The 15,782-nt window shown below is 60.5% G+C and carries 14 protein-coding genes; 9 read left to right on the forward strand and 5 right to left on the reverse strand.

Annotated features, from left to right (window positions below; genetic code table 11):
* Positions 1–75 precede the first annotated feature (75 nt).
* Complete coding sequence (locus AACL53_RS17500; RefSeq protein ID WP_339085826.1) at positions 76–1,932, reverse strand: methanol/ethanol family PQQ-dependent dehydrogenase; 1,857 nt, start codon at positions 1,930–1,932, stop codon at positions 76–78.
* 263 nt (positions 1,933–2,195) lie between these two features.
* Here AACL53_RS17500 and AACL53_RS17505 point away from each other — a divergent pair, with 263 nt between their 5' ends.
* Both AACL53_RS17505 and AACL53_RS17510 read left to right on the forward strand, forming a co-directional pair.
* Entirely contained in the window at positions 2,196–2,453 is a 258-nt protein-coding gene (locus AACL53_RS17505; RefSeq protein WP_339085827.1) for a hypothetical protein, read from the forward strand.
* Between the two features lie 192 nt (positions 2,454–2,645).
* The gene (locus AACL53_RS17510; protein ID WP_339085828.1) at positions 2,646–3,725 is read left to right on the forward strand and encodes a glycosyltransferase family 1 protein; all 1,080 of its coding nucleotides are present in this window, start codon (positions 2,646–2,648) and stop codon (positions 3,723–3,725) included.
* A 7-nt stretch (positions 3,726–3,732) separates the two neighbouring features.
* On the opposite strand, the gene AACL53_RS17515 is transcribed toward AACL53_RS17510, so the two are convergent.
* Positions 3,733–5,052, reverse strand: a complete 1,320-nt coding sequence (locus tag AACL53_RS17515; protein WP_339085829.1) for a glycosyltransferase — start codon at positions 5,050–5,052, stop codon at positions 3,733–3,735.
* Positions 5,053–5,272: 220 nt separating this feature from the next.
* On the opposite strand from AACL53_RS17515, the gene purN reads away from it, so the two are divergent.
* The 3 genes from purN (at position 5,273) to AACL53_RS17530 (ending at position 8,063) form a co-directional block, all read left to right on the forward strand.
* Entirely contained in the window at positions 5,273–5,926 is a 654-nt protein-coding gene (gene purN, locus AACL53_RS17520) for a phosphoribosylglycinamide formyltransferase (protein WP_339085830.1), read from the forward strand.
* 195 nt (positions 5,927–6,121) lie between these two features.
* Positions 6,122–7,483 (forward strand): cytochrome P450, encoded by a 1,362-nt coding sequence (locus AACL53_RS17525; RefSeq protein ID WP_339085831.1) that lies wholly within the window; start codon positions 6,122–6,124, stop codon positions 7,481–7,483.
* 385 nt (positions 7,484–7,868) lie between these two features.
* Positions 7,869–8,063, forward strand: coding sequence for a hypothetical protein (locus AACL53_RS17530; protein ID WP_339085832.1), 195 nt, complete (start codon positions 7,869–7,871; stop codon positions 8,061–8,063).
* A 64-nt stretch (positions 8,064–8,127) separates the two neighbouring features.
* Here AACL53_RS17530 and AACL53_RS17535 read toward each other — a convergent pair whose 3' ends face one another.
* Together AACL53_RS17535 and ndk are read right to left on the reverse strand one after the other, a co-directional pair.
* Positions 8,128–8,649, reverse strand: coding sequence for a DinB family protein (locus AACL53_RS17535; protein ID WP_339085833.1), 522 nt, complete (start codon positions 8,647–8,649; stop codon positions 8,128–8,130).
* Positions 8,650–8,703: 54 nt separating this feature from the next.
* Positions 8,704–9,126, reverse strand: a complete 423-nt coding sequence (gene ndk, locus AACL53_RS17540; protein WP_339085834.1) for a nucleoside-diphosphate kinase — start codon at positions 9,124–9,126, stop codon at positions 8,704–8,706.
* Positions 9,127–9,364: 238 nt separating this feature from the next.
* Between ndk and AACL53_RS17545 the strand changes: the two genes are divergently transcribed.
* From AACL53_RS17545 to AACL53_RS17560, 4 genes are all read left to right on the forward strand, one after another.
* Positions 9,365–10,795, forward strand: a complete 1,431-nt coding sequence (locus AACL53_RS17545) for a GYF domain-containing protein (RefSeq protein WP_339085835.1) — start codon at positions 9,365–9,367, stop codon at positions 10,793–10,795.
* Positions 10,796–10,799: 4 nt separating this feature from the next.
* Complete coding sequence (locus AACL53_RS17550; protein WP_339085836.1) at positions 10,800–11,150, forward strand: DUF3147 family protein; 351 nt, start codon at positions 10,800–10,802, stop codon at positions 11,148–11,150.
* 41 nt (positions 11,151–11,191) lie between these two features.
* Complete coding sequence (locus AACL53_RS17555) at positions 11,192–13,093, forward strand: ABC-F family ATP-binding cassette domain-containing protein (protein ID WP_339085837.1); 1,902 nt, start codon at positions 11,192–11,194, stop codon at positions 13,091–13,093.
* A 150-nt stretch (positions 13,094–13,243) separates the two neighbouring features.
* On the forward strand, positions 13,244–13,549 hold the full coding sequence (locus AACL53_RS17560) for a hypothetical protein (protein WP_339085838.1): 306 nt from the start codon (positions 13,244–13,246) through the stop codon (positions 13,547–13,549).
* A 97-nt stretch (positions 13,550–13,646) separates the two neighbouring features.
* On the opposite strand, the gene glyS is transcribed toward AACL53_RS17560, so the two are convergent.
* The gene (gene glyS / locus AACL53_RS17565; protein ID WP_339085839.1) at positions 13,647–15,731 is read right to left on the reverse strand and encodes a glycine--tRNA ligase subunit beta; all 2,085 of its coding nucleotides are present in this window, start codon (positions 15,729–15,731) and stop codon (positions 13,647–13,649) included.
* Between the last annotated feature and the right edge of the window lie 51 nt (positions 15,732–15,782).

The following is a 15,782-nucleotide window of genomic DNA, read 5'->3' on the forward strand; positions in this document are numbered from 1 at the left end:
CCGCGCGCAGGCCGGAGGCTGGCTTTTTGTTTAGCGCCTCCGACACGCGTTCCGCGCGCCGGCCGGAGGCGCACTTCAAGGCAACGCGAAGACGGTCAGGGAACCGCCGACGCTCGTATAGCCGGCGAGGCTTGCGAAGCCGCCGACGGCGCCTGATCCGTCGTCCGGATTGGTGAGGCCCGCCGCAAGACCGATGCCTGCCCAGCCGCCGACGCCGGAGAACACGGCAACGTACTGTTTGCCGCCGTGCCTGTAGGTCATGGGGTTGCCGACGATCCCGGACGGCGTCTTGAACTTGAATAATTCCGTACCGTCCTTCTGGTCGACGGCTTTGAAATAGCCTTCGAGCGTACCGTAGAACGCTATGCCGCCAGCCGTCGTCAGCACGCCCGACCAGACTGCAAAGCGTTCGGGCTTCGACCAGACGATCTTTCCTCTCGCGCCGTCCCAAGCGATGAGACCGCCGGTTGCACCTTGGCTGTCGGGCGCCGGATACATCGTGAGCGTCGCGCCGACGTAGGGCTGGCCGACCGTGTAGGAAACTTTGAACGGCTCGTAGTCCATGCACATTCGCGTCATCGGAACGTAGAAGAGCCCCGTCGCCCGGGAATAGGACGCTGGCTGTTGATTTTTGGAACCGAGCGACGACGGGCAGATGCCTTTCGTCGTTTCGTCCGTGCCGGTTTCGAATGGGGCGTATTTCTTCGCTACAACTGGGCGTCCGTAGTGGGGATCGTTTTTGTCCATCACGATCGATGTCGCCCAGTTCGCAGCGGGATCGAATTTCTCAGCGACGAGAAGGTCTCCCGTGGCGCGATCCCAAGTGTAGGCAAAGCCATTGCGATCGAAGTGCGTCACCGTCTTGCGTGGGAAGCCATTGATTTCCAGATCCGCGAGGATCGGCTCATTGACGCCGTCGTAATCCCATTGGTCGAACGGCGTCATCTGATAGGCCCATCGCGCGACGCCTGTATCGACGTCCCGGGCGAACATCGTCATCGCCCAGTTCTGATCGATGGGTTTGCCATCGGGGCCCGCGCGTTGAACCGGGTTCCACGTCGAGGGATTGCCGGTTCCGTAATAGATGAGGTTCAGCTCCGGATCGTAGGCCATGTAGCCCCACGCCGGGCCGCCGCCGATCTTCCACTGATCGCCGTTCCAGCTGTTCATTGAAGAATCCTTTCCGGCCGGCTTGCCGAGGACGAGCGTTTTCTCCGGATCGACGAGGACATCCTTATCAGGGCCCATCGCGTATGCGCGCCACAGTTTGTAGCCGGAGTTCAAGTCGTAGGCGGTAATGTAGCAGCGAACTCCGAATTCGCCGCCCGAGACGCCGACGATCACTTTGTCCTTGACGACGAGCGGAGCGCCGGTGCCCGTCGCGCCTTTCTTCGGATCGTCATCGGTCACTTTCCAAAGTTCCATGCCGGTTTTGGCATCGAGCGCGATCAGCGACGTGTCGGCGGTGTGAACGAGAATCTTCCCTTCCGCATATTGCACGCCGCGATTGACGCTATCGCAGCACATGACGCCAATGACGGAAGGGTCTTGCTTGGGTTGGTATTTCCAAAGAATTTTTTGATCGTGGGCTAGGTCTAGCGCCATCACGACGTTCGGGAATGGCGTCACGAGGTACATCGTGTCGCCGATGACGAGCGGGCCGCCTTCATGGCCGCGGAGGACGCCAGTCGAGAACGTCCACGCGACTTTGAGGTCTCCGACGTTATCTTTGTTGATCTCGGCGAGCTTGGAATATCGCTGTCCGCTGTAATCGCCGGATTGCACGGCCCAGTCGGCCGGATCGTTCGAATGCGCGATCACGTCCCGGTTGGCTTGCGCCGCCGTCGCGAAACTCGCGAGGGCCGAAACGATCGCGAGGGCACGGGTGACGGCTCGAATCGCGACTCGAATGGCATCTGGCCAGTTCTTCATTCCATTCCTCCGAGCGAGCCCTCTTTGCCGATTTCGTCGAAATCCGGACTTCGAGCACATGACCTAACAGGAGCTGTGGAATGGAAAATTTAAAAGGCGGCAAGCTGAAGCGTACGTGAGCGGCGCTGGACGCCCGCAGAATGGGCTCATGCTCAATCCACGCATTAACCGCTTGCATCATGGCCGAGCAAAAGTACGCCACGGAACTGAAAAAATTCGCGACTAGTTTGCGCCGGAATCAAAGCGCTTATCGGAGGACCTGCATGTCCGGTGACGTAGCCGACCTCGTGGTCGGAGAAATTATCGAAATCAAATATCGCGTGCCCCAGCGGTCGTACGAGGACAGCGGTGAGCCGCTGCTTTCGGACCGGTGGTTCGTTGCCGAGATCATTCACCAGGACTACGATGCGCCGCCCGTGGCCCGGCTCGCGGATGGGCAATTTACGGATATTCGGCCTTACATGACCTGGCGCCGGATTTCCGGGAACGGCACCCCTTGCTTCGCGGGCGCCCGCGGTTAACGGCAATATGATTAAGATACGGCGTCTGCGGTATTTTTCCCCGCCTGTCACACAAACGAAAAGTGCAAGCGTCAGAAGCGGGAGGGACCGGACCAGATTCGGAACCGCCTCTCGTTATGTGCTCCCTCTGGCACGGCTGTCGCGTGCAACCCGCTGCCCTAGGGGATTACGGCCCAACACTGAGGTAGCGTCATGCGAATCCTCATCGCCACGGACGCCTGGAAGCCGCAGGTCAACGGTGTCGTGCGCACCTATGAGAACCTGAAGCGCGAACTCGAAGCGACGGGTCATACCGTTACGATCCTGTCGCCTCTCGATTTCGCGACGCTTCCGTGCCCCGGTTACCGCGAAATTCGGCTGGCGCTGGCGCGGCGGTCGTCTATTGCGTTGCTGCTGCGCGACGGCGGCTACGACCACGTCCATATCGCGACGGAAGGGCCGATCGGATGGGCAACGCGCGCGGTCTGTTTGCGGAAAGGCATTCGCTTCACGACGTCGTTCCATACGCGGTTTGCCGAATACATCGAGACGTACACGGGGTTACCGGCTTGGATCAGCTACGCGTTTCAGCGGCGCTTCCATCGGCCAAGCATCGGCACGCTCGTGGCGACCCCCTCTCTCAAAGCGGACCTTGCGCGGCGCGGCTTTCGCCGCTTGATGCTTTGGGGGCGCGGCGTCGACACAAATCAATTCAAGCCCCGCATTGAAGCCGTCGCGGACAAGACAGAGCCGACCTTCCTCTACGTCGGACGCGTATCTCGCGAGAAGAACGTCGAAGCGTTTTTGAAGCTCGACCTGCCGGGGCGGAAAGTCGTGATCGGCGACGGGCCCATCCTCGGATTGCTTCGGCGGCAGTATTCAGACGTCATCTTCAAAGGCGCGAAGACCGGCGATGACCTTGCTCGAGAATATGCGGCCGCTGATGTTTTCGTTTTTCCAAGCCGGACCGATACGTTCGGATTGGTCCTGCTCGAGGCGATGGCCTCTGGCCTCGGCATTGCCGCCTATCCCGTGACCGGGCCGATCGATGTCGTTGCGCCCGGCGTCACCGGATATCTCGATGAGGACCTTAAGGCTGCGGCGCTCGCTTGCCTGAAACTCGACCGCGATCAGATCCGCGTTCAGGCGATGCAGCGCGACTGGGCGCGTGTCGCGAACATCTTCTTGGCCAACGTTCATCAGGCGCGGCGAGCGACCGGCCTCGGGAGACGGCTCTTCAGGGCGAGAGACGGCGTCCCGCACATCAAGCCCAGCGCGCGGGCCGCCAGTTAGCTATTGATCAGCTAACGACTTCTTTGATCGGAACATCTGCGATTTCGGACTCGCCGCTATCGCCGTATGGATCGCCGACAATCGTCCTGATGATTTCGACGGCGTTAGCGGTGCCGTTTTCGTGCTGCATCGCGCGGGCGATTTCTCCGGCTCGGACGGCATATTTTGGATTGGTTGCGACGTCGCGGATTCTCTCCGTCAGTGAGTCCAACGTCCAGTTCTGGATTTCGAGGAGGTCAGGTCCGGCGCCGAGTTGAAAGACGGTGTGCCCCCAATATTTCTGATCCAGCATGAATGGGCAGACGAAGCTCGGGCGACCTGCGCGCAGGGCGGAGGACGTCGTGCCCACGCCGCCGTGATGGACGACTGCGGCGACCTCGCGGAAAAGCTGATCGTGAGGCGCGTACTCGTCCAGGAGGTGAAAGTTTTTCGACAGCGGGAGCTGATGGAATTCGCCTCGGCCATTGCCGATGATAGCGCGCTGACCCGCTGCCTCGCAGGCCCGCAAGATCAACTCGGAACGCTCAAGACCCAGTGCCGGCATGCTGCCGAAGCCGATATAGATCGGTCGCGGGCCGGCCGACAGGAACTCTGCGAGCTCGCGTGACGGCCGCCAGTCCTTCGCTCGTTCGCGCGACCAATAACCCGTGAAATAGATCTCATCGCCTTCTGTATTCGGACGTAGTTGCAGAACGGGGCTCACAGGATAGAGCACCGGAACGCGCCGGCCATCGACCTTGTGCGGATGCCTCAGTCTGTATGTCCGGCGGAGCCCGAGGGACGTGCGGATTTCGTTGATGACCGAGAAGTAAGCCAGCCTTTGCAAGCCGAGAACCGAGTAGCCATGCCTGTTCCAGGCCGGTATGCGGGTTCCTGGGATGCACGAAAGCAGGGCTTCCGCCGACGGCGAAACGGAGCCGAGGCCGACCATGATTGCGGGAATACGTTTGGCCTCGGCGATTTCGCCGCCGACCGAAATCGCGGGGTGGAAAAGGATCGCATCCGCGTCGGCGGAGGCTGCGACGGCGTCCCGATAGATGCCCTCGAACAAGGCGCGCATATCGCGGCCCGGCCAAAGCCATTTCCTCATCATGACGAGGGTGTGGCGGCCGGCAACTTCGGCCATTTCCCCATCTTTCATGAACTTGGAGAAGTCGCTCCCGCAGCGGCGCGATTCCAGCCCCTGGTTTTCGACGAAATCCTGGAAGTCTTCCGGTACCGCGAGGCTAACCTCGTACCCCTCTTCCTTGAGCGCGTGGCCCAATGCGACCATCGGGCCGACATCGCCGAGCGTTCCGACGGTGAGGATAGAAATCCTGCGCGCCATTGCCATCCAATTGCATTAACCGTCAGCGCTTGAAACGCCGCGGACTTCTCCCCTGCCCCATTCGGGCGATCGTGAACACGATCGCAATCACCATGCGGTAGGGGAATCTTCCCTGCAACGCCTGAGCATAACGTTGGCTAACAGCGTGCTGTCGCGTGGCTGGCCGGTCTCAGTTGCGGACACCCTCGCGCAGGGCTGCGGGCTCTGCTAGACCCGCGCCATGAGCACAAAAAAACGCACCGCCATTTTGATCTCGGGCCGCGGCTCGAACATGCAATCGCTCGTCCAGGCTTCACGCGCTGCCGACTATCCGGCCGAGATCGTGCTTGTCGCCTCGAACAGGCCGGAGGCGCCGGGCTTAACCTGGGCGAAGGCGCAAGGGGTGCGAACCGCCGTGCTCGATCACAAACACTACCCGTCGCGTGCGGCTTTCGAGGTCGCACTACAGGCCATCCTAGATGAGCACGGCGTGGAGCTTGTCGCGCTTGCGGGCTTCATGCGGCTGATGACGCCGGCGTTCGTCGAGCACTGGCGCGACCGGATGATCAATATTCACCCGTCGCTACTGCCCAGCTTCAAGGGACTGCACACGCACGAGCGCGCAATCGAAGCGGGCGTAAAGATTACGGGCTGCACAGTGCACTTCGTTCGCCCCGAGATGGACGAGGGTCCGATCATCGCTCAAGCAGCGGTTCCGGTGCTTCCGGGGGACAGTTCCGACACGCTCGCGGCACGTGTGCTTGCAATCGAACATCGGGTTTACCCGGCGGCGTTAAGACTTGTCGCCGCAGGTCAGGTGCCCAATGACCCCGAAAAAATAACTATAAATCAGCATTCTGGCGAAATGAACTCGCTGTTTTCCCCTGCAATCTGAGACACAGTCGATTTTGATAGTTACCTTGCGCTGGCCGTCGCATGGACAGGCACCCCCCGAACCATGGTAATTCTGTGACTTCCGGAAGGGGAGATCCGGCGATCTGAAGTGCAGCGCGCAGTTTTCGGGCTGTTCGAAGTGCCCTTCGGGCGCGCACGCTCACGGCTCCGCCGGATCCCGAATGGAGAAATGCCTATGGAAACGACCCCCAGTCCTGCTCTGGGACTCGGTGATGAATCTAGCATCTGGTTCAAGTTGACGCCGCTGCTGCGTGGCGATCCTGAAAACCCGATGCGCATTTTGATGCACATGATGGATCGCTACGGCCCGGTTCTGCCTGTCACCATGGCAAACCAGCGTGTCGTGCTGATTTCAGAGCCTGAGTACTTCAAGCACGTGCTTGTGACGAAGGCCGACAGCTACACCAAGTATTTCGACGGTCTGAAGCCGATCTTCGGCAAGTCGATGATCACGAACGACGGCGCGCTCTGGCAGAAGATCCGCATGCCGCAGCAGCCGGCGTTTCATCCGGACATGTTCGCCGAATACATCCCGTACTTCCTCAAGGCCATCCAGACCAAGATGGACCTTTGGAGCGAGCTCGCGAAATCCGGCGATACGGTCGAAATGGTCGAGCAGACCTGGACGCTCGCAGCCGATATGATTTGCAAGGCATTGTTCGACCGCGACATGCCGTTCAATCCACACGTCGTCTTCAAATGCGTGAAGACCTATACGGACGTGATGAACCACCGCGACATTCGCCTGCGCAAACAGGCCGGCGAAGTCTTCGAAATGACTGAAGTCGATCCCGCCAAGGCTATGGAAGTCTGGGCTAGCGTTCCGCCGGCTGTCATTGCATCCGATCCGCGCGAAGACCGCGAGCGCACGCTTCTCAAGATGATCGAAGCTGCGGTGGCCGATCCTACCGTTCCGGAATTCGATCGCGAGCAGGCCGTCGACGAGCTGAAGCAATACCTCTGGGCCGGCACCGAGACGACGGCGCTGACGCTTGCGTGGGCTCTTTACGAGATCTCGCGGCGGCCAGAGGCTGCCGAACGCATTCGCCAGGAAGGCGAACAGGTTTACGGCGACCGCGAGCCGACTGCCGCCGACTACTCCGGTCTCGCGTATACGCGCGCGGTGATCCAGGAAACAATGCGGATCTATCCGCCGGTATGGGGCTTGATCCGCGTCGCTCAGGCCGAAGACGAGATCGGCGGCGTGAAGATCAATCCGGGTGACCGGGTGACGCTCTTCGCTTACGGCGCCCATCACAATGCCAAATTCTGGCCGGAGCCCGAATCCTTCCAGCCGGAACGCTGGATGGCGGGCAACGCCAAGAAACAAGTGAAATACAGCTACATTCCGTTCGGCGCGGGCAAGCGGTCGTGCATCGGCGGCGCTATGAGCCAAGTCGAGAACACGTTGGCGTTGTCGCTGCTGCTCCGCCGGTTCCGGCCGGAGTACGTGGGCAAGTACCCGGCTGGTCTCAATGCAACCGTGACATTGACGCCGAAGGGCGGGCTGCCCTTCAAAATCAGAGAATTGAGCTGATACTTCAGCTGAGGTTGAGCGTTTTGGAGAAGGCCGGGACCAGCGTTCCGGTCTTTTTCAGTTCCGGCGGCTTGGGCGACGCGCGCGATGGCCTCTTGTGAGCTATTCGAAATCTCGTGAACGCGATTTGAAGTTTTTGGGTCGAAGTGCCCGAAAAGACGTTTTCCACAGGTCATCCACACCCTGTCGACGGGCTCTTCAACGCTCCAGTTGCTCGAAGAAATGCAGGATCGAGTTGTGCAGACCTCGCAAATGCGAACCGGCCCGGTATTCAACGACGGTTAATGCTGTCATATTGGCGGCACGTTAGCGATTTAATAGGATATTTCGTCGTCACTTCCCCCAGTGACATTCACATGCGTTCCAACTCCAGGAGGCCCCCACCATGGAGTCCGTGAGAACCGTAGTGCTAGGAAAGCCCGTTTTCTTGTTGACGGGCGCGAAGTCTCGCAAATCGAAAGGCCACGCTTCGGCCGCCCTCGAAGTCGAAGCGCCCGAGCAGCTTCTTGAAACCGCGCGTCGCAATCCGGATGCCGTGGCGTTTGGATTTGTCGCCGGAAGCTGGGTCGCGGCCGCCTGAGGTTTTTTGATTGCGCTCGGCGGTTCTCAAACGGAGAGCGTGCCGCCGAGCCGGGAAAGGCCCCTTAGTCGGCGTAGATGTTTTCTCCGAAGGGCATATCGGTAATGCCCGGCTTGATGCCAAACCCCGTCAGCAGAGCGTGCACCTGACCCCGATGGTGGGTTTGGTGATTGAAGAGGTGCGCCACGAGCAGTGCCTTCGGCCGGGTCATCTCGCGGCCCGTCGCTCCCGAAATCCAAGTCAGATCACCGTCGAGGGCTGACGGCTCGAGCTCGAGCCCATCCGCCCACTCTCGAATGACACCATCGAAACGAACGCGCTCGTCCTTCAGCGCCTCCCAGTCCTCAAAGAGCGAAAGGCCATCGGGAATGGTCAGTTTCGGAGGCGGCGGACACGCATTGAACCGGTGTAACCAAGTTTGGTCGGCCCACAGAATATGGTTCAGTGTGGCGTGGATCGAGCCGAAGAAACCGCCTCGATCCTCTTTGCGCTGCGCGTCGCTGAGGCTTTCGGACGCGCCATAAATGTTGATGTTTTGCCAACTATTATAGCGCGCCAGAGTGCGAACATAGCTTGGCGAGATCATCGGCGATCTTCTCCGGAAGTTAGATCCGAACGAGGGCGGCCGATGTCTTATCGTTCAGCCGACGATTTCATCGAGGCGGAAATTGAGGGCGATTTCGCGATCGGCAGCAGCGGCGCTGTCAGATCCGTGGGTCGAGTTCGAGCCCTTGGATTCAGCGAAAAGCTTGCGGATCGTGCCGTATGCCGCCTCTTTCGGGTCGGTCGCGCCCATGACTTCACGGTATTTCGCAATGGCGTTTTCGCCTTCCAGAACCTGGAGAACGACGGGGCCGGATGTCATGAAATCCACGAGTTCGCCGTAAAATGGCCGCGCCTTGTGTTCTTCATAGAATTTCTCAGCCTGCGCACGGGTCCACCGTACACGCTTCTGAGCCACGATGCGCAGGCCGGCATCCTCGATCACGGCGTTGATTTTGCCGGTGAGATTGCGGCGCGTTGCGTCCGGCTTAATAATGGAAAACGTGCGTTCGATGGCCATAAGTCTGTCTCGCTTTGCGGATTTTATGTGGGTCCGCGGGCTTATAGCGATGCGAACAGCCAGCAGCAAGCGCCGGACGTGGCCGCTTCGAAGCAATCGGTTGCACGTCGTACGTAAAAGTCTTGGTTTACCGCATAATCGCCCGATTGACGGGCGCAATTGCGTATGAACAGTGTGGGCCGGCGCAAAGCGCACGGTCGGGAGGTTAGGCATTAACGCCTACGTGTGCGAAGAAGCGATGATGACGGTACAGGCCAACGAAATTCAGTGGTATATCGCCCGCGACGGTAAGCAGCACGGGCCGCTGACTGACGTCGAAATGCGCACGTTTGTCGCGCACAATTATCTTCGTTTGAGCGATCTCATCTGGCGGCCGGGAATGCCCGAGTGGCAATCGGCTCCGACCGTTTTTCCGACTGCGTTCGAGGCGCTCGGCGAAGAGCCGAAGGCAGCTCCTGCCCGCCCGCAGACGCCAAGCCCTAGCGCACTAAGTCAGCCGGCACGTTATTCCAATATTGCTCCGCCTCCTCATGACGCCCACGGGGCCGATTACGCCCAGGAAGCGGCAGCTCGGCCAGAGCGCAGCATCGTGAAGCGGCTGGCGCTTGCCAGCGTCGCCATTACGCTCATCGGGGGCGGCGCGTTCGCACTCGCGACGTATCGCGGCCCGATCTCAGAAATGGTTTCGGGTTCCGCCGGCACATCGGCAGATCAAGCGCCGATCGTTTCCGCCCCGCCCGACGCGCATGCCACGAATGTTCTTGCAGATACGCAGACGACTGGCACCCAAGCCGGCGAGCAGGCGACAGCATCCGCGACAGCCAATGCCAGCGACGTCATCAGCAGGCCGCCTTCGCCGCCGTCCCCGTCGCCGGGCGAGACGACGACTTCTTCCGTAACGTCGCCCTCGCCGCAACCGGATCCGCCGGCCGCCGCCGATACATCGAACGCTCAGACGCAAGTCGCGGCCATCGATACGCAACCGCCGGTCGCTGCGCCGTCGACGGGCGTCGATGGTTCGCCGCTCGATCAGCGCTTGCAGAAAGTAGCGGTGTGGGAGCTGATCAAGAAAGAATACCCGAGCTGGTACTCCACACAGGTTGGAGATGCGAACAAGCTCGTCGCCGACAACAAGTCCGATAACGAAGTCGCCGCTCTGTTGGCGCAGGGTCTTGTCGATCTCCGGCGGAAAAATGCCGACAAGGCTTTGCTCGCGAGTTCGGACAGGCTGCAGGCGATCGCGCAGGCTTTCCTCGATCACCTGAAGTCGCTCAGACAACAGAGCGTCAGCGCCTGCTTCGGCTTCATTTCGAAAGGCGAGACGAGCCCGGCCGTCGTGCAGATGATGGAGCATCCGGAGACCGCGACCGCTCTCAATGCGCAGGCCGGCGCGATTTTCGAAGCCATCTCGGAAGGAACCAGGGCTCCGGTCAAGCATGACTCGGCCGTGAAGAGTGATTACGACCTTCTGATCAAGGAACTCAGCAAGCTCGGCTGGAAGGAGGAAGATCTGCAGGTCTTCTCGAATCCGAAGCTGCTTGCGAAGCGCGAGCCGGAGCAGGTCTGCAAGATGGTGCAGGATTGGTTCGTCGCGCACCTCGCGGTGCAGGACAAAGCGGTCCGAGACCGGTTGCTCTTCGAAACGTTGAAGCCTGTCGTATCGGGCTGACGCGATGATTTACACCGGGATCAAGGTTCTTGTGACCGCGGTTCTGGTAGTAGCGATTTCCGAAGTGGCGAAGCGCTCGACCCTTTTCGGCGGCATCCTCGCATCTTTGCCGCTCACATCGCTTTTGGCATTCATCTGGCTTTATGGTGAAACCGGCGACGCCGGAAAGGTCGCCAGCCTTTCCTACAGCATCTTTTGGTACGTCCTGCCGTCGCTCGTGCTGTTTATCGTTTTGCCGCTGTTGCTGGCGCGCGGCTTCGATTTCTGGCTTAGCCTCGCGATCGCCTCAGCCGCGACGTTCGCTGCCTATGCTCTCATGTCCCAGCTTCTGGCGCGCTTTGGCGTAGCTCTCTGACCCAGTGACAGGACGCAGCGGACCGGCTATCCGCATCGCCCATGCTTCATATCAACGATCTCACCTATCGCATCGAAGGCAAACCGATCCTGGAATCGGCGACGGCGGCTATTCCGTCGGGCCATAAGGTCGGGCTTGTCGGGCGCAATGGCGCAGGCAAGACGACGCTGCTGCGGCTTCTGAAAGGCGAGATCGCGCCTGACGACGGGTCGATTTCCATTCCGCGAAATGCCCGCCTCGGCCACGTCGCGCAGGAGGCACCGGGCGGCGATGCGAGCCTGCTCGATTGGGTGCTTTCCGCCGACACGGAACGGGCAAGCCTGCTCGCTGAAGCCGAGCACGCCACGGACCCTGAGCGCATAGCCGAAATTCAGATGCGGCTGACCGACATCGACGCGCACTCCGCGCCGTCGCGTGCGGCGCGCATTCTTTCGGGCCTAGGCTTCGACGAGGAAGCCCAGCGGCGCGCCTGCCGGGAATTCTCCGGCGGCTGGCGCATGCGTGTGGCGCTCGGCGCGATCCTGTTTCTCAAGCCCGACATTCTGCTGCTCGACGAGCCGACGAACTACCTCGATCTCGAAGGCACGCTTTGGCTCGAGAACCATCTCAAGGCCTATCCGCACACCGTGCTGATCGTCAGTCACGATCGCGATCTCCTCAACCGCGCCGTGTCGACGATCATGCATCTCGATAAGGGCAAGCTCACGCTTTATTCCGGCGGCTACGATGATTTCGAGGAGACGCGCCGCGAGAAGCAGCGCCTCGAAATGAAGCTGAAGAAAAAGCAGGACGAGCAACGCCGGCATTTGCAGGCCTTCATCGATCGCTTCAAGGCGAAGGCGACTAAGGCCGCTCAGGCGCAGAGCCGCGTCAAGGCGCTCGCGAAAATGCAGCCCATCGCCGCGCAGGTCGACGACCGGGTTGTGCCGTTCCACTTTCCCGATCCGCAGAAGATCATCGCGAGCCCAATCTTGCGCATCGAAAAAGCAAGCGCGGGCTATGAAGCGGAGCGGCCCATTCTTTCCGGTATCGACCTTCGCATCGACAACGATGACCGCATCGCGCTGCTTGGACAGAACGGCAACGGAAAGTCGACGCTTGCGAAGCTGATCGCGGGACGCCTCAAGCCATTGTCGGGCAATGTCTTCGGCGCACAGAAAGTCGAGGTCGGATATTTCGCGCAGCATCAGCTCGACGATTTGCAGCCGAATGCGACGCCTTACGACTACATGCTGAAGATGATGCCGGACGCGACCGAAGCGCAACGGCGGACCAAGCTCGGCACGTTCGGCTTCAGCGCCGATAAGGCGGATACGGCGTGCTCGAAACTTTCGGGCGGCGAGAAGGCGCGACTGCTGCTGGCGCTCACTGCGTTTCATGGTCCGCATGTGCTGATCCTCGACGAGCCGACGAACCATCTCGACGTCGACAGCCGCGAAGCGTTGATCCACGCGCTGATGGAATACAACGGCGCCGTCATTCTGATCAGCCACGACCGGCATTTGATCGAAGCGACCGCTGACCGGCTCCTGCTCGTGCGCAACGGCGGCGTGACGTCCTACGACGGAGACATGGAGACTTACCGCTCACTGCTGCTCGAAGAGCGCGGTGCGCGGACTTCAGAACGGCGCGACGAAGCGAGTTCCGATGGCCGGTCGTCCCGCACCGACCAGCGCCGTGCCGCCGCCGAAAAGCGTGCCGAACTCGCGCCGTTGAAAAAGGCGATGGTTGCGGCCGAGAAGCAGGTCGATAAGCTCACGAAAGACATCGCGGCTCTCGATGCCGTGCTCGGAGATTCTGAAATTTACAGCTCCGATCCTTCGCGAGCGCAGGCCGCCGCGTTGAAGCGCGGTCAGTTGGTCCGTGAGCTGCAGACTGCGGAAGATGCGTGGCTCGCTGCAACGGAGGACTACGAAGGCGCATCCGCCGCTGTCGAAGCCTAGACGGCAAGCTCAGCGGGCCGGCGAATTCGCCGCGACTTTCCACATCTGGCACATCTAGACAAACGGGATTCGGAACCCATTTGAGTTTCTAGAAGTTCTGATGTCGCGGGTCCAGTGCCCCCCGCGTTACTGCGCTAGTAGAGAACAGCCATGCAGCAAAAATTCGTCTATCACCCGCTCAATCGCACGAACCGCCCTCGCGCACAGGCCGCGAGCGCGAAGTTGGTGGTTTCTGAATACCTTGCGTATGTCGCGATGCTCTCGATAGCCGTCGTTATCGCGATCATCACGTTTGCTTATGCGGCTAACATTACCGTGCGGTGGCTTCATGCTGTCGCCGGCCCGAACTACTTCGCGACGACGACGCAGCCCATCACTCGTCCGGACGCGAAGATTACCGCGCCGACAAAATTCGCAATGCTGCCAACCACCGAGGGAGCGGCCGCCAGGAACTGATCGGCGTTCGCTATTTGTAGTCCTCGGGGCTCCCGCGGCAACTGCCATCTCAGATCGATTGTGTCATCCTCAGCACAACGCCGAGGATGACATTTTTTTATCCGCTGATCTTCGAGAAGTCGGCGACGGTCAGCGTTGCGGCGCGGATTTCAGAGAGCAGCCGCAGACGGTTCTCGCGCAATTTCGGATCGGCGACGTTGACGAGAATTTTGTCGAAGAACTGATCGACGGGTCCGCGCAATTCAGAAAGCGCGCGCATGGCACCTGCGAAATTTTCGACCTGAATCGCGCCCACCGTATCCTGCTTCACGGCCTCGATAGCGGCTGCGAGCGCGACTTCCTCTTTCTCTTTCAGGAGCGATAGGTCGTAGGAACCGGCGTGGGACTTCTTGTCTTTCTTCTCCTCGATGGAGAGGATGTTCGCAGCGCGCTTGACGCCGGCGAGCAGGTTCGCGCCGTCATCGGACTTCAGGAAGGCGTCGAGCGCTTCGACGCGACGCACGATCAGCGCGAGATCATCCTGACCACCGAGCGCGAACACGGCGTCGATCAGATCGTGGCGCTTGCCTTGATCGCGAAGGAAGACTTTGAGGCGATCGGCGAAGAAGGAGAGGAGGTCGTCGGCTAATCCCGAAGCCGATTTTACAGTGATCTTCTGTAGAGCAAGGCCTTGTCTTATGTGCTTGCCGAGCGGCACGCGCAGATCATTTTCCAGCACGATGCGGATGACGCCGAGCGCGGCGCGGCGGAGCTGATAGGGATCGCCTGAGCCTGTCGGCTTTTCATCGATGGCCCAGAAGCCGACGAGCGTATCGAGCTTATCGGCGAGCGCGACGGCAACGGCGACGGCATCGCCCTGGTCTTCGCGCGGCACGATGTCTGTCGGGCCTTTCGGCTTGTAGTGCAGTTCTATGGCGCGGGCGATTTCCGGCTTGGTGCCGACATGCTCCGCGTAGTAGCGGCCCATCAAGCCTTGCAGCTCTGGGAATTCGCCGACCATTTCGGACACGAGATCGGCCTTGCACAGACCGGCGGCGCGGCGCGCGTCCTGCGGATCGGCGTCGCATGCGCCTGCAAGCTCGAATGCCAACTCCTCGATGCGATCGACGCGATCCTTCTGGCTGCCGAGCTTTTCGTGGAACGTGATACCTGCGAGCTTGCCCGCCATCTCGCCGAGCGGATGCTTGAGATCCTGCTCCCAGAAGAACTTGGCATCCGAGAGGCGCGCGCGAATGACTTTCTCGTTGCCGGAAACGATCTGCGCGCCACCGTCTGTCGCCAGGAGGTTCGACACGAGCAGAAATTTGTTGGCGAGCTTCTTCGATTTCGAATCGCGCAGCGAGAAGCACTTCTGATGCGTCTTCATCGACGTCATCAGGACTTCGCCCGGCACTTCCAGGAAGGACTTGTCGAACGCGCCCATCAGCACGACCGGCCATTCGGTGAGGCCTGCGTTCTCGGCCAGCAGCGCCTCGTCGGCAACGAGTTCGAGCTTTGCCTCTTTCGCGAGCGCATGCGCCTGATCGGAGATCGTTGCTGCGCGCTTCGCGGCATCGAGCACCACGTGATGAGCGAAGAGCTTCTCCTCATACTCGGCGAAGTTCTTGACCTTGAACGGTCCCGGTCCGAGGAAGCGATGGCCGCGTGTTTCGTTGGCTGTGGGAAGGCCTGCGATCTCGAATGGCACGACCTTGCCGCCGAGCAAGCAGAGCACGGACTGCAACGGGCGCACCCACTGGAAGGGCGACGATCCCCAGCGCATCGATTTCGGCCACGGGAATTTGTTCGCGACTTCCATCACCGCTTCGGCGATGATTTCCGGCGCCGCGCGGCCGGGCTTCTCAATCTTGGCGACGTAATAGTCGCCCTTCTTCGCGTCCTTGACGATCGTTGCGTCGCCGATCGACGCGAGGCCTGCGGACTTCAGGAAGCCCTGCACGGCCTGATCCGGAGCCCCGACGCGCGGACCTTTCTTTTCTTCCGAGATCGCAGGGGAACCTTGGGGCACATTCTCGATGACGAGCGTCAACCGCCGGGGCGTTGAAAAACTGCGTGCTTCGCCGACGTCGAGACCGCGCGTTTTGAGACCGTCGACAACGAGGCGCTTCAAATCCTCCGCTGCGCGCAATTGCATGCGCGCCGGAATCTCCTCCGATAAGAGCTCAAGTAGAAGTTCAGACATGCAAGATCGATCTCGGTGAAAAACGGCTCTCGTCCCGTCATACAGGAAAGA

Origin of the sequence: Hyphomicrobium sp. ghe19, assembly GCF_902712875.1 — a bacterium.
Lineage (GTDB): Bacteria > Pseudomonadota > Alphaproteobacteria > Rhizobiales > Hyphomicrobiaceae > Hyphomicrobium_B.